The following is a 13,209-nucleotide window of genomic DNA, read 5'->3' on the forward strand; positions in this document are numbered from 1 at the left end:
CTGAACACGTCGGCGCCTGTCGAGCGGGGATGGTCCCCGCCACAAGACGGGAGCCTCACGATGTCGCACAGTCTTACCCTCGCACAGAATCACGCCTTCGATCTGGCCCGCACGCTGATGGTGCCGGTCGTCCTCTTTGAGGTTGATGACGAATTCGGCGTCATGGTCTCCAGCGAATACGACGGCGAAGAGAACGCCATCGTTCATGAATACGATCCTTGGTCCCCGGCTCATTGAGCCCGGTGACCGGCTGCCGCTGGCGCCTTGCCGGCCGCAAGGGAAGCTTCGCCGCGCTCGTGGTCCGCCGATTGATGGCTTATCAGCGCGCCCTTGCATCCGGCAGGCTTCGCGGCCGGTCGGGGATGTTCCGCAAGGTTTGGAACAAGCGAGACCAACCGAGGAAAGGGCCGGACGTCGCCTGCGGCGCGCCCGGTGAAGGAAGATGGACAAGAGAGAAATCGAAGGGTTGCGCGAAAAGGTCGGCTGCGCGGCCCTGCTTGAAAAAGAAGGCTGGAAAGTCGACATCAAGGAAAGCACCCGCCGCGCGATCAAATATCGACGCGACAGCAAGATCGTCATTGTCATCCATGACGGCCGCGGCTGGTTCGATCCGCTGTCGACCGCCAAAGGGGACGTGTTTTCGCTCGCCGAGCATCTCGGCGCCGGCGGCTTCACCGACGCGTACGATCGTGTCGCGGATGTCGTCGGCTTCATCCCGAGCGCGCCGGTCTGGCAACGTCCTGCCAAGCCGAAGGCGATTGGCTCTATCGCGGTCCGTTGGCGACATCGCTTTGGGCCTCGGCCCGGCTCCCCGACCTGGCGTTATCTGACCGACGAACGGCACATCCCCGATCGCATCATCGCCGGTATTGTTGCCCGTGGCCGGCTTCGGGAGGGTCCGCATGGCAGCATGTGGGCGGCGCACACAGATTCCAGCGACACCGTCACCGGCTGGGAAGAGCGCGGCCCGAGCTGGCGCGGCTTTGCGACCGGCGGCGCCAAGGAGCTGTTTCGCTTCGGTGCTTCCGATTGTGCACGCGTCTGCGTGACCGAAGCGGCGGTTGACGCCATGAGCCTTGCTGCGCTCGAAGAACTGCGTGATGACACGCTCTACGTCAGCACGGGAGGCGGATGGGCTCCGGCGACGGAGGACGCCATCCGCGCGCTTGCCAGGCGCGCCAACGTCCTGCTGGTGGCCGCGACCGACAACAACCGGCAGGGCGAGGTGTACGCCGGGCGTATTCTGTGCATCGCGGAGCAAACCGGATCCCGTTTTGCGCGATCGCGGCCGCGCGCCGACGATTGGAACGAAGACCTTAGCGCCGCATGAGCCGCCAACAGCGAGCGCGAAGGAGAACGCTAGGGGTAGGCACGGGTCCGTGCCGCATGCCCGTCCGTCGCGTCAAGGGAAGCTTCGCCCGCGTTCCGCGGCCCTTGACCCGTCGGACCGGAGACGCGGCCGCCCGCGGGTGTTTGCAACACCCAAAGGAAGGGCCAACCCATGCCTATTTTCACGATCGAGACGACCTATCGCCTGCCGGTCTATCGTCACCAGACCTATGAGGCCGCGACGATGGAAGAGGCTTGTCGCCTCGCTGTCGACGACGACGATTGGTCTACCGAAAAACGCGACTACGAGTCCGCCGGCGAGACCTATGTGACGGGCATCTGGTCTGGCGAGAATGCCGCCTACAGCGGAGCCGCACAGCCGATTCCCTCTCACTATGTCGAGGCGCCGCACCGTATCGCGTTGCACCTTGAGGTGCTGCTGGGCCTCGTCAAGGTTTTCGCGAGCCAAAGCGACACCGAGCAACTCGACCGAGCCTTCTGGCTTGAGCGCGCGCGGCCAGCGATCGCCAAGGCGGAGGCGATTCTCGCCGGCGGCCGCGAACCGGATTGACGAGGCTCATGTGCGTCGCGCCCGACGGCGCAACAATCGCGCCTGTCGCGTCTGCAGACCCTGCCGGATCGCCCTTCGCGATCTCCGTATCGGTCGCGGACGTGCTGGACGCGGCGGCCCTCCGGTCAACGGGCAAGCCGTTCCCCATCGCGACACGCGATTGGTGACCCGCGCGCCTAAACCCCGTCCTGCGGACCGCTCACCGCAACGGAGATCGAAAGGCGCTGTCGATGTGCAGGGTTCTCAACAAACATCACGCAGGCGTGCCCGCGGGCGCGGTTTATATCGGGCGCGGCAGCAAGTGGGGCAATCCGTTCCGGATCGGTCCCGACGGCGATCGCGCAGCCGTGATAGCAAAATACGAGCGCTGGCTTGCGGATCAGCATCACCTCTTGCGCGCGCTGGACGAGTTCCGGGGTTGCGATCTCGTCTGCTGGTGCGCGCCGCGGCCGTGCCACGGCGATCTGCTGCTGCGGCTCGCGAATGCGACGCGCGATGAGCGGATCGCTTGGTGGCGGCGCGTCAAGGCCGGTGCCTGAGGGCCCGCCTCGCTCGCCCGCCTCTGTATGAAATCTAAGGAGGAGAACAGAAGGAGGAAAACCCCGCTGCCGCATGCCCGGCCGGCGCGTCAAGGGTAAAGCTTCGCCCGCGTTCCGCGGCCCTTGACCCGTCGGACCGGAGAGGCGGCCGCCCATGAGGTGTGACGGAGGACTGAAGTGATGAGGGATCAGGCGGATCGCTCGCGCTTCATCCGCAACAGGACAGGAGCCGCTCATGCACACCTCACCCGCTATCCGCAAGATTTTCGAAGGCGTCACGTCGCGCCGCGAGATGCACCATATGTTCAACCGTCATCGCGGCGCACCCGCCGTGGCCGACGGCGATGCTGGCGATCTGTTCGCCGGCGAGTGGTTCGAGATCGCCGAGTGCGACTACGAGTATATGCTCGATATCCTGCCGCCGCTGTTCATGCGCGGAGATATGTTCGCGCTCAGCGAATACATGATCGGCAGCGTCACCAGCATCTTCTTCGCGCTCTCAATCGATGGCCGCACCCGGTGGTTTCACGGCTATTGCGACCTTTCCGATCGCGGCTCGCCCGATCGCATGAAGGCCGCCATCATCGACCGCGAGACCCGGCCGGTGCGCGCCATGACCCGCGAAGAGCGGCTTGAGCACATCTGGTCGAGCACGCATGACGATTATCGCGGCTATGCAGGCGAGCGCTGGCCTGCGGCCATGCACCGCAAGCTGACCGTTCTCGTCTATTGCGGTGGTCGAGGCACCGTCCTGAAACTGCTCGACGACCTCACGGACGACGAAGTATCCGCCAAGCTCCCCGTGCAGCTGCGTCATTTGCCACAGCCGGTCGCAGCGTGAACGAGAGGGGGTCCGTCAATGGAAGCGACCTATTCCCGGCTCGGCGTTCACGTTCACGCCCCTTGGCGTGTCGTCGTGCGCGCCGCGCGATCGCGGATCGCAAAACAACACCGCCATGATCCGGCTCTGAAGCAGGCGCGCAAGCGCTTCTATTGCAAAATGCTCACCTGCCACGCCAGGCATCAACATCTCGTCCGCACGTTCCGGCTCTGAAGTCCGCTCAGAGCCGATCCTTCCCCCCTCCCCTTCACGCAATCGCGTCGCCTGCCGGGCCTGCAGCCGGCGGGACGTTCGCGTGCGCCCGTTCGACAGGAGCCTCTCATGGCGCAACACGATCCTTTTACGCTTGATCTCTTCGGCAACACGTCGCTCTCTTCGGGGCTCGGCCTCGGCGTCACCGCCTTTCCGTCCACCTTTGAAACCGACGGCGACGACACTGATGTGCCGCCGCACCCTTCGGCGGTTGCGCGTATAGAACCGCCCGCTGATCGAACCACCAATCGAGATAGGGGCGAGACGTTCTACCTCGCTGGAACGCGTGGTCTTGCCAAGTCCTGGCGGGAAAGAGCACGTGACAATCTCGCGGCGATCCGACTTGCGGCCGTGATCGAAGGCGGTCAGCGTTCCGCCACCGCCGACGAACAGGCGCAGCTCATTCGCTTCACCGGCTTCGGTGCGTCCGAACTCGCCAATGGCGTTTTCAGGCGCCCGGGCGACGATGATTTCGGCGACGGCTGGGCGGAGATCGGTGCGGCGCTGGAGTCGGCTGTCGACGCGGCGGACTACGCCTCGCTCGCCCGCTGCACCCAGTACGCGCATTTCACGCCCGAATACATCGTGCGCGCGATCTGGGCTGGCGTGACGCGGCTCGGCTTTCGTGGCGGACGTGTGCTCGAGCCCGGCATCGGCACGGGCCTGTTTCCGGCGCTGATGCCGGAGAACCTGCGCGGGGCGTGCCATCTCACCGGCGTCGAACTCGATCCGATCACCGCGCGCATCGCAGCCTTGCTGCAGCCTCGCGCCAACATCATCAACCAGGACTTCGCACGGACCGAACTCCACCAGTACTTCGATCTCGCGATCGGCAATCCGCCGTTTTCCGATCGCACGGTGCGCAGCGACCGAGCGTTCCGGTCCCTCAGCCTTCGGCTGCACGACTATTTCATCGCCAAGGCGATCGACCGGCTGAAGCCTGGTGGTCTCGCCGCTTTCGTGACCTCGCATGGCACGATGGACAAGGCAGACGCGAGAGCCCGCGAGCAGATCGCTGGGACGGCAGATCTCGTCGCCGCCATCCGGCTGCCCGAGGGCAGCTTCCGCGCCGACGCCGGGACGGACGTTGGCGTCGACATCATCTTCTTCCGGAAGCGCCGCGATGACGATGCTCCCGGCGACGATACCTGGCTCGATCTCGCCGAAATCCATCCCGCAACCGAGCACGAGGGCACCATCCGGGTGAACCGCTATTTCGCCGAGCATCCGGAGATGGTGCTCGGTGAGCATGCGCTCGGGTCTGGCCCCTACGGTGAGACGTACACTTGCGTGCCGCGCCAAGGCGTCGTGCTCGAAGACGCGATTGCCTCCACCATCCTCCATCTTCCGAACGCCATCTACGACGGCGACCCGGAGACAACCGGCTTCGATGGGGACGAGACGCCGACGGTTGTCGCGACGGCCCTCGGCGGCAGCATCCGCGAAGGCAGTTATTTCGTCGGCAAGAACACGGCCCTGATGCAGATGGTCGACGGCACCGCCGTCATTATTCCCGTGAAGAAGGGCAGGAATGCCGACGGCGTCTTTGCCAAGCATGCGCGGATCATTCGCAAGCTGATCCCGATCCGCGACGCCGTGCGCGAGATCTTGAAGTGCCAGGAGACCGACCAGCCGTGGAAGCAGGCACAGGTCCGGTTGCGCATCGCGTGGAGCTCTTTCGTCCGCGATTTCGGGCCGATCAACACCACGGTCGTATCGTCGCAGGAGGACGAAGAGAGCGGTGACGTGCGCGAGACGCACCGCCGGCCCAATCTGGCTCCGTTCGCGGATGACCCGGATTGCTGGCTCGTCGCCTCGATCGAAGACTATGACCTCGAGACGAACACGGCAAAACCCGGGCCGATCTTCACCGAACGCGTGATCGCGCCGCCACCGGCGCCCGTCATCGCCTCAGCCGCCGACGCGCTCGCCGTCGTGCTGAACGAGCGGGGCACGGTCGATCCCGATCACATCGCGGAGCTTTTGCACCGCAGCGTCGACGACGTGATCGGTGAACTCGGCGACGCCATCTTCCGCGATCCCGCGACCGGCGCGTGGCACACCGCCGACGCCTATCTCTCCGGTGCGGTCCGCTCGAAGCTCGCCACAGGGGAAGCTGCCGCGGCGCTCGATCCGGCCTATGCGCGCAATGTCGAGGCGCTCAGGCGCGTCCAGCCGGCCGATCTTCGTCCATCCGACATCACGGCGCGGCTTGGCGCCCCGTGGATCCCGGCCGCCGACATCATCGCCTTCGTGAAGGAGACGATGGATGCCGACATCACCATCCACCACACGCCTGAGCTTGCGTGCTGGACCGTGAATGCGCGTCAGCTTGAATGGAGCGCCGCCGGCACCACCGACTGGGGCACCCATCGTCGCCACGCCGGGCTCCTGCTGTCAGACGCGCTCAACTCGTCGATCCCGCAGATCTTCGACACGATCAAGGAAGGCGACAGTGAGCGGCGCGTGCTCAACACCGTCGAGACGGAGGCGGCGAAAGACAAGCTCGCCAGGATCAAATCCGTGTTTCAGTCCTGGATCTGGTCTGATCCGGACCGAACCGATCGGTTGGCCCGGCTCTACAACGACACCTTCAACAACATCGTCCCCCGACATTTCAACGGGGATCATCTGCAGCTCCCGGGCGCCTCAGGCGCCTTTTCTCTATATGGGCACCAGAAGCGGGCGATCTGGCGGATCATCGCTTCCGGAAGCACCTACGTCGCCCACGCCGTCGGCGCCGGCAAGACGCTGTCCATCGCGGCCGCGATCATGGAGCAGCGCCGGCTCGGCCTCGTCAACAAGGCGATGCTCGTCGTACCCGGCCACTGCCTGGCGCAGGCGGCGCGGGAATTTCTCGCGCTGTATCCGAACGCCCGCATCCTCGTGGCGGATGAAACCAATTTCGTGAAGGAGAAGCGCCATCGCTTCCTCAGCCGCGCCGCCACGGCGAGTTGGGACGCGATCGTCATCACCCACAGCGCCTTCAAGTTCATTCCCGTCCCGTCCGCCTTTGAGGCGCAGATGATCCAGGACGAGTTGGAGGCCTATGAAGAGCTCCTCGGCAAGGCCGACAGCCAGGACCGCCTCTCGCGCAAGCGCATCGAGCGGATGAAGGAGGGTCATCAGGAACGTCTCGAATCGCTAGCCTCGCGCAAGGACGATTTGTTGACGATCGCCGAAATCGGAATCGACCAGATCATCGTCGATGAGGCGCAGGAGTTCAGAAAACTGTCCTTCGCCACCAACATGACTAGCTTGCGCGGCGTCGATCCTAACGGCTCGCAGCGCGCCTGGGACCTCTATGTGAAGTCCCGCTTCCTCGATGCGAAGAATCCAGGGCGGGCACTGGTCCTGGCCTCGGGCACCCCGATCACCAACACGCTCGGCGAAATGTTCACCGTGCAGCGGCTCATGGATCACGCCGCCCTCGCGGAGCGCGGCCTGCACGAATTCGATGCCTGGGCCTCGACCTTCGGCGACACCTCGACCGAGCTTGAATTGCAGCCCTCCGGCAAATACCGCCCCGTCACGCGCTTCGCGCAGTTCGTCAACGTCCCCGAGCTGATCGCGATGTTCCGCTCCTTCGCGGATGTCGTGTTGCCCGACGATCTCAAGGACTACGTCAAGGTGCCGGCGATCGTCGGCGGCAAACGACAGATTGTCACGGCCGAGCCGACGGGCGCCTTCAAGGCCTATCAGCGCCTCCTCGACGAACGCATCAAAGCCATCGAGGAACGGGACCGCGCGCCGGAGCCGGGCGACGACATCCTTTTATCTGTCATCACCGACGGGCGTCACGCCGCGATCGACCTGCGTCTCGTGGATACCGGACAGGAGAACGAAAAGGACAACAAGCTCAATGCCCTCATCACCAATGCTTTTCGCATCTGGCAAGAGACCAGCGGCGCGACCTATCTGCGAAAGGACGGCAAGGCCTACGACACGCCCGGCGCCGGCCAGCTCATTTTCTCCGATCTCGGCACCATCAGCGTCGAGGCCAGCCGCGGCTTTTCCGCCTACCGCTGGATTCGCCATGAACTCGTGCGTCTCGGTGTGCCTCCCTCCGAGGTCGCGTACATGCAGGACCACAGGAAGTCCGAGGCCAAGCAGCGGCTCTTCAATGATTTCAATGCCGGCAAGGTCCGCATCCTTCTTGGATCGAGCGATACGATGGGCACCGGCGTCAACGTTCAGCTTCGCCTCAAGGCGCTCCACCATCTCGACGTGCCGTGGCTCCCCTCGCAGATAGAGCAGCGCGAGGGCCGTATCGTGCGTCAGGGCAACCAGCATGACGAGGTCGAAATCTTCGCCTACGCCACGCTCGGCAGCCTCGATGCCACCATGTGGCAAAACAATGAGCGCAAGGCCCGTTTCATTGCCGCCGCGCTGTCAGGCGATACGAGCGTCCGCCGCCTCGAGGACCTGGGCGAAGGCCAGGCCAACCAGTTCGCCATGGCCAAGGCGATCGCATCCGGCGATCCACGCCTCATGCAGAAGGCAGGACTTGAGGCCGAGATCGCCCGCCTCGAACGCCTGCACGCGGCGCATATCGACGATCAGCACGCGATCCGGCGGCAAATTCGCGACGCCGAGCGCGAGATCGAGATCTCGACGCGCCGCATCGGCAATATCGCTGAGGATATCGCCCGTCTCGTTCCGACGGGTGGGGATGCCTTCACGATGACCGTCAAAGGGACGCGCTTCGACGAGCGCAAGCTCGCTGGTCGCGCTTTGATGCAGGAGATTCTCACCCTCGGTCAGCTCCAGCACGAAAACGACGTGGTGATCGCCTCGATCGGCGGCTTCGACGTCACGTTCGAGGGCGAGCGTATCGGCCGAGACGGCTATCACTACGTGACCATGCTGCAGCGAACCGGCGCACAGTTCGAGATCGAGCTCCCGATGACCGTGACGCCGCTTGGCGCGGTCGCTCGTCTTGAGCACGCACTGACGAATTTCGACAGCGAACAGGCGAACCATCGTCGGCGTCTTGCCGAAGCCGAGCGGCGCCTTGCCTCCTATCGCGGACGAGTCGGCGAAGCCTTCGCCTTCGCTGCGGAACTCGATCTCAAGCGCGCACAGCTTGCGGAGGTTGAGGCGAACCTCGCCGCCAGCGGTGAGCAAGCGGTGCAGTTGAAGGACGAGGAAAACCGAAGAGCTGCATGAGTAGGAAAACCTGCTCGCAGAACGGGCGGAGCGGCGCCGCTGAAGCTCAACCGACCGTCTCGCGATCCCAGCCACGGCGGGCTCGCAAAGCGCTGACGCGCCCCGCTCGCGCCTGCCGGACAGGGATGCTCGGCGGCAGTTGCGCCGCTCCGCCCGCCCTGCGCGCCGAGAGGATGTCTTCGAGAAGAAGACGAGCGGACCCCGAACGGGTGGTCCACAACCCCTGAAAATGGAGAGCATCCCATGGAACTGATGATGGTCGACCCGCGCGCGCTGAAAGAAAATCCCGATCAGATGCGCCGCTCGAAATCTTCGCCGCAGGCCGATGCATTGCTGCTGGCATCGATCAAGGCCGTCGGCATCGTGCAGCCGCCGGTGATTTTGCCCGCGCGCGATGGCGGCAACGGCTATGTGATTCACTTCGGGCATCGCCGCGTCGCGCAGGCGATCGCCGCCGAACTCGCCGAAATCCGTGTCCTCGTCGCGGACCCCGACGCGGATCACGACGCGATGCGCGCCCTCGTCGAAAACGTCGCGCGCGAGCCGCTCAACCCCGTCGACCTCTGGCGCTCGATCGAGCGTCTGGTGGCACTCGGCTGGACCGAGGAGTCGATCGCGCTGGCGCTCGCCTTGCCCGCGCGCCAGGTCCGCAAGCTCAGGCTGCTCGCCAACGTGCTGCCGGCGATGCTCGATCAGATGGCGAAGGGCGACATGCCCGGCGAGCCGCAGCTCCGCGTCATCGCCGCGGCGTCGATCGACGAGCAGAGTGAGGTCTGGAAGAAGTACAAGCCGCGGAAAGCGGACCCTCTGGTCTCTTGGCACGACGTCGCCCGTGCGCTGACGAAGTCGCGCATGTATGCGCGCCACGCGAGCTTCGATGATGCGCTGGCTACGGCCTATGGCATCACATGGGTCGAGGACCTGTTCGCGCCGGCCGATGAGGACAGCCGCTATACGACCGACGTCGAGGCCTTCCTTGGCGCGCAGAACGAGTGGATGACCAGTCATCTGCCGAAGCGCGGCACGGTGATCGAGGTGAACGAGTGGGGCCAGCCCAAGCTGCCGGCCAAATCCGAGCGCGTCTGGGGCAAGCCGGGCAAGGCCGACTGCACCGGCTGGTATCTCGATCGCGAAGGCCAGATTCAGTCCGTCGCTTTCCGTGTGCCTCAGCCAAAGAAGGCGAAAGGCAAAGCGTCCGAAGCCGATGAGACTGCGGCCGACGAGATCGGGACCACGGCGAAGCCGCGGCCCGATGTGACGCGTAAGGGTATGGAAATGATAGGCGACCTGCGCACCGACGCCCTTCATGAAGCCCTCGCCTGGGCGCCGATCGAGGCTGACACGCTCCTCGCCTTGCTCGTGCTGGCGTTCGCCGGCCAGAACGTCTCCATCGCCTCCGGCAACGCCGACGGCTGTGCGCAAATTAGCCGACACGCCGCGCGACTGATCGGGGAGGACGGTAAACTCGCCTTCGATCGCGACACGCTGCAACAGGTCGCGCGTGCGACCTTGATCGACGTACTGTCGTGCCGGGAGAATCGCTCGGACAGCGGCGTCGCGGCGCGTATCGCAGGCGAGGCTATCGGCGCAGATACGTTCTTGCCGAACATGGCCACGGAAGACTTTCTGTCGTGCCTGTCACGCACCGCGATCGAGGCTGCGTGCAAGGACACGTCGGTGCTTCCCCGCCAACGGGTCAAGGATACGCGCGCGGCGCTGGTTCAGCACTACGCCGAGAACCGGTTCCTGCATCCGGCCGCGTTGTTCGCTCCCGCGCCCGAGAAGGTCGCCGCTTGGACCGACAAACACGGCCGCGCCGAAGACGACGAGGAGTCCGGAGCGGACGCGTTGAACGAATCCGACGAGGCCGAGGACGTGCACGCCGCGGGCGGCTACGCCGAAGCGGCGGAATAGCGACCCGCACCTCACCTCACCACACCTTCCATCCGATCAATCCCCGCCGCCGGCTCCTCCGAGTCGGCGGTGGGTTTCGTTCGTAAACCCACACAGGAGGACATCATGTCCGCACAACACATCTACGTTTCTGCTCCGCTCGGCTCGATCATTCGCTATTCAGACGGCACACCGAGGCCACCCGCACGGTTCAAGCGCAAGCTTGCCGCGTGGGAACACAACAACAGCGGCGGGAGGCTGGTCAGGAAAACTCCGTCTCGCGATATGCCGAGCTGTTTTCTACCCGCCGGCATCACGCTGCATCAGGGCGATTTCGGCAGCGCCGGCGTCGTCGTTCTCAGGGTCTACAAGACCTTCTCGGTCCACTGCGCCCTCAAGTTCATCGTGACGGAACCTCCGAAGCCTGGCTCGGTTCGTGTTCTCGACCGCGAGGGCGAGGCGGCTGAGCTGCTCCACCTCGCCGCCGACCGTACCGCGGCGGAAGCATGGCTTGCGGCGCATCGCTATCCCGGCGCCGTTCTGGAAGACGTCATGGCGGACGAGGTCGCCGCTGCTGCGATCGAAGGGAGGGCGGCATGAGCAGTTCCTCTGACTCAACTTCGACGCACAACCAGACCCATGCTTCAGTGGTAATTATGTTTGCATGCGCCGATGAAGGCCTTCTCGTCGCCAAGGTCGGCGACAATGCCTTTGCCATGGCACCCGGCTCGGGGGGCCGGTTCTTCCTCGCGTCGGCCTGGCGTCTTTGCGGCCCGATGGAACAATGGAAACGCTCAGACTTCTACGGTCACGGCGGCGATCTCGAAGACGAGACCGCGTTCCGAGCGCGCGTTGCGGAAAACGCCGAACACCAGCGCCAGCGTGCCGCCTTGGCGCGGCGCGAAGTCGCCTCGCGCGCATCGACGCCATGGGGCACTTCCCAGCACGCCACCATCTACGCCGACGGTGTCATCTGTCATTCGACGGCAAGCCATGGCGGCTTCCATCTCGATGCCGGTCATAACGCGAAGATCCATCCCGGCCTTCGCAGGCGCGGCGGCTGGTATGAGGAAGATTGCGCCTGGGCGGCCGTGGCGCAGGCCTTTCCCGAGCTATTCACGGACTATGAGCGGCGCTGCGCGGATCGGACCATCCGCGACTGGTACCCGGACGCCTGGGAAGCGATCCACGGAAAGCGCCTCAAGCCCGGTGAATCTCACGAGAAGGATCGTCGCGCCTTTGAACGTGATCACGCATCCGACTGGATCGTGATTTCGGCAATCCGGAGCGATCAGCACGCCGGTATGACCGAATGCGTCGCCACGCTCGGCGGCGATCGAGCCGCCGCCGAGCAGCGCCGCTATCTCGTCCCGTCGGATCAATATCACGTCGGCCGCTTCGGCTTCGTAATCGATGAGGCTCGCCACCGTCTCTACGACGGTTCGTCGAGCCTCATTGGCTGGAAACGGTGAGGTGCGATATGCCTTGGCAACTCATCGCCCTCGCCTTCGGATGGCGCGCGGCAGCGGATGAAGACCGCGGCATGCCGCCCCTCGTCGTCTGGCACCCGCGCTTACGACGTCATTTCACGGGCGCCGACGCCTGGAAGCGCGCGGTCCGCTTGTCAGTGCGTGCGCCGGACACGTCCCGTCCTTCGCCGTCAAAAGTCAGGAGGCGCCGATGAACCCTCATCTCATCACCGTTTACCTCCTGATTGAGGCGAATGAGCACCCGCAGGGCCAGGTCACCGAGGCGCTGCAGGGCGTCCTCACGGACGGGATGCGCAGATGCGCTAGTACAGATTCGGCCTCGATCGACTGGGCGATCGCGGGCGACCACATCGCGTTATCGATCGCTCAGGTCCCGCTCCTCGACGACTATGCGCCCGACGGGACGGCGTTTCCCCTCTGGCCAGGGACGGCGGTCTGATGTCGATCACGCCTCAGCATCGGGCTCTCCTCGCACGCATGGAAAAGACGCTTCTTCAGACAAGCCGTCACCTTGGCCTGATCGAACGGCAGATCCAAGCACGGGCCGAACGCATGACGATCACGTCTCGCACCCAGCGCCGGCAGTCCGGCGGTGGCACCTCGAGATGGACACGCGCGGACGAGCGGGCTTTCCGCGAAAACATCGCGGCGCTCGCCCTCACGCGGCGCGCCGAGGTCGACGCGTTGATTCGCAAACTCACGCGGCAGGAGGACGCGATTGCGGCGTTCCGGCAGGCGCCATGGGATTGAACCTGCGCTCGAAGACCGGGAGGCAACAGGCTGCACCATGACGATTGACGGCTAATCATGTCGCGGGGTATCGGCCAGCGATTCTGCAGCGCAAGTCAGCCGGTCGAGTAACCCTTGAGCTCCGGCACCGCACGTACTGCGGCGAGCGCTCCCGGAGCAGAGCCTGCGAAAGATGATGTCCAGGCGCGCCACCTCGCCCGCCCCGGCAGGCAGAAGATGATCACAACGATGGCCAGCAAACCGGGCTGGTCATGGATGCAGGTCATCTCGGCCTTCGTTCCTTTTGACGTCAACCCGTGCCGGCGCCCCCTCGGGTTTGCTGCGGTCTGAACCGTCGACGGCCCGCTTCAAGGGCAAGTCGCAAGCGATCGGGCG

Annotated in this window: 12 protein-coding genes; 11 read left to right on the top strand and 1 reads right to left on the bottom strand. The window is 64.9% G+C overall.

The window, feature by feature from the left end; translation table 11 throughout:
* The first annotated feature begins 60 nt into the window (after positions 1-60).
* The 11 genes from JQ621_RS25070 (at position 61) to JQ621_RS25120 (ending at position 12,834) form a co-directional block, all read left to right on the top strand.
* Positions 61-237, top strand: a complete 177-nt coding sequence (locus tag JQ621_RS25070; RefSeq protein WP_212237775.1) for a hypothetical protein — start codon at positions 61-63, stop codon at positions 235-237.
* Positions 238-442: 205 nt separating this feature from the next.
* A complete protein-coding gene (locus JQ621_RS25075) occupies positions 443-1,330 on the top strand; it encodes a DUF3991 and toprim domain-containing protein (protein WP_212237777.1) in 888 nt (295 codons plus the stop codon).
* 171 nt (positions 1,331-1,501) lie between these two features.
* Positions 1,502-1,900: a hypothetical protein gene (locus JQ621_RS25080; protein WP_212237779.1), complete on the top strand. Its 399-nt coding sequence runs from the start codon at positions 1,502-1,504 to the stop codon at positions 1,898-1,900.
* Positions 1,901-2,130: 230 nt separating this feature from the next.
* Positions 2,131-2,439 carry a DUF4326 domain-containing protein gene (locus JQ621_RS25085; RefSeq protein WP_212237788.1) on the top strand — a complete coding sequence of 103 codons (309 nt, stop codon included), beginning with the start codon at positions 2,131-2,133 and terminating at the stop codon, positions 2,437-2,439.
* Between the two features lie 235 nt (positions 2,440-2,674).
* Positions 2,675-3,280 (top strand): DUF1419 domain-containing protein, encoded by a 606-nt coding sequence (locus JQ621_RS25090; protein WP_212237790.1) that lies wholly within the window; start codon positions 2,675-2,677, stop codon positions 3,278-3,280.
* A gap of 321 nt (positions 3,281-3,601) precedes the next feature.
* Positions 3,602-8,701, top strand: a complete 5,100-nt coding sequence (locus JQ621_RS25095; RefSeq protein WP_212237801.1) for a helicase-related protein — start codon at positions 3,602-3,604, stop codon at positions 8,699-8,701.
* Between the two features lie 243 nt (positions 8,702-8,944).
* Positions 8,945-10,615 carry a ParB/RepB/Spo0J family partition protein gene (locus JQ621_RS25100; protein WP_212237803.1) on the top strand — a complete coding sequence of 557 codons (1,671 nt, stop codon included), beginning with the start codon at positions 8,945-8,947 and terminating at the stop codon, positions 10,613-10,615.
* Between the two features lie 105 nt (positions 10,616-10,720).
* Positions 10,721-11,194 (top strand): hypothetical protein, encoded by a 474-nt coding sequence (locus JQ621_RS25105; RefSeq protein ID WP_212237811.1) that lies wholly within the window; start codon positions 10,721-10,723, stop codon positions 11,192-11,194.
* A 56-nt stretch (positions 11,195-11,250) separates the two neighbouring features.
* On the top strand, positions 11,251-12,066 hold the full coding sequence (locus tag JQ621_RS25110) for a DUF7007 domain-containing protein (protein ID WP_409334248.1): 816 nt from the start codon (positions 11,251-11,253) through the stop codon (positions 12,064-12,066).
* A 208-nt stretch (positions 12,067-12,274) separates the two neighbouring features.
* A complete protein-coding gene (locus tag JQ621_RS25115) occupies positions 12,275-12,523 on the top strand; it encodes a hypothetical protein (RefSeq protein ID WP_212237813.1) in 249 nt (82 codons plus the stop codon).
* Positions 12,523-12,834: a hypothetical protein gene (locus JQ621_RS25120; protein WP_212237816.1), complete on the top strand. Its 312-nt coding sequence runs from the start codon at positions 12,523-12,525 to the stop codon at positions 12,832-12,834. The genes JQ621_RS25115 and JQ621_RS25120 overlap by 1 nt, the downstream gene beginning before the upstream one ends.
* A 95-nt stretch (positions 12,835-12,929) precedes the next feature.
* On the opposite strand, the gene JQ621_RS25125 is transcribed toward JQ621_RS25120, so the two are convergent.
* The gene (locus tag JQ621_RS25125) at positions 12,930-13,100 is read right to left on the bottom strand and encodes a hypothetical protein (protein ID WP_212237819.1); all 171 of its coding nucleotides are present in this window, start codon (positions 13,098-13,100) and stop codon (positions 12,930-12,932) included.
* Positions 13,101-13,209 lie beyond the last annotated feature (109 nt).

The sequence above is a fragment of the Bradyrhizobium manausense genome (genome assembly GCF_018129685.1).
Classification (GTDB): domain Bacteria; phylum Pseudomonadota; class Alphaproteobacteria; order Rhizobiales; family Xanthobacteraceae; genus Bradyrhizobium; species Bradyrhizobium manausense_D.

Excerpts from the sequence above, each read along its gene's own strand:
- JQ621_RS25070 (WP_212237775.1), top strand. The coding sequence starts at position 61 with ATGTCGCACAGTCTTACCCTCGCACAGAATCACGCCTTCGATCTGGCC.
- JQ621_RS25075 (WP_212237777.1), top strand. The coding sequence starts at position 443 with ATGGACAAGAGAGAAATCGAAGGGTTGCGCGAAAAGGTCGGCTGCGCG.
- JQ621_RS25080 (WP_212237779.1), top strand. The coding sequence starts at position 1,502 with ATGCCTATTTTCACGATCGAGACGACCTATCGCCTGCCGGTCTATCGT.
- JQ621_RS25085 (WP_212237788.1), top strand. The coding sequence starts at position 2,131 with ATGTGCAGGGTTCTCAACAAACATCACGCAGGCGTGCCCGCGGGCGCG.
- JQ621_RS25090 (WP_212237790.1), top strand. The coding sequence starts at position 2,675 with ATGCACACCTCACCCGCTATCCGCAAGATTTTCGAAGGCGTCACGTCG.
- JQ621_RS25095 (WP_212237801.1), top strand. The coding sequence starts at position 3,602 with ATGGCGCAACACGATCCTTTTACGCTTGATCTCTTCGGCAACACGTCG.
- JQ621_RS25100 (WP_212237803.1), top strand. The coding sequence starts at position 8,945 with ATGGAACTGATGATGGTCGACCCGCGCGCGCTGAAAGAAAATCCCGAT.
- JQ621_RS25105 (WP_212237811.1), top strand. The coding sequence starts at position 10,721 with ATGTCCGCACAACACATCTACGTTTCTGCTCCGCTCGGCTCGATCATT.
- JQ621_RS25110 (WP_409334248.1), top strand. The coding sequence starts at position 11,251 with ATGTTTGCATGCGCCGATGAAGGCCTTCTCGTCGCCAAGGTCGGCGAC.
- JQ621_RS25115 (WP_212237813.1), top strand. The coding sequence starts at position 12,275 with ATGAACCCTCATCTCATCACCGTTTACCTCCTGATTGAGGCGAATGAG.
- JQ621_RS25120 (WP_212237816.1), top strand. The coding sequence starts at position 12,523 with ATGTCGATCACGCCTCAGCATCGGGCTCTCCTCGCACGCATGGAAAAG.
- JQ621_RS25125 (WP_212237819.1), bottom strand. The coding sequence starts at position 13,100 with ATGACCTGCATCCATGACCAGCCCGGTTTGCTGGCCATCGTTGTGATC.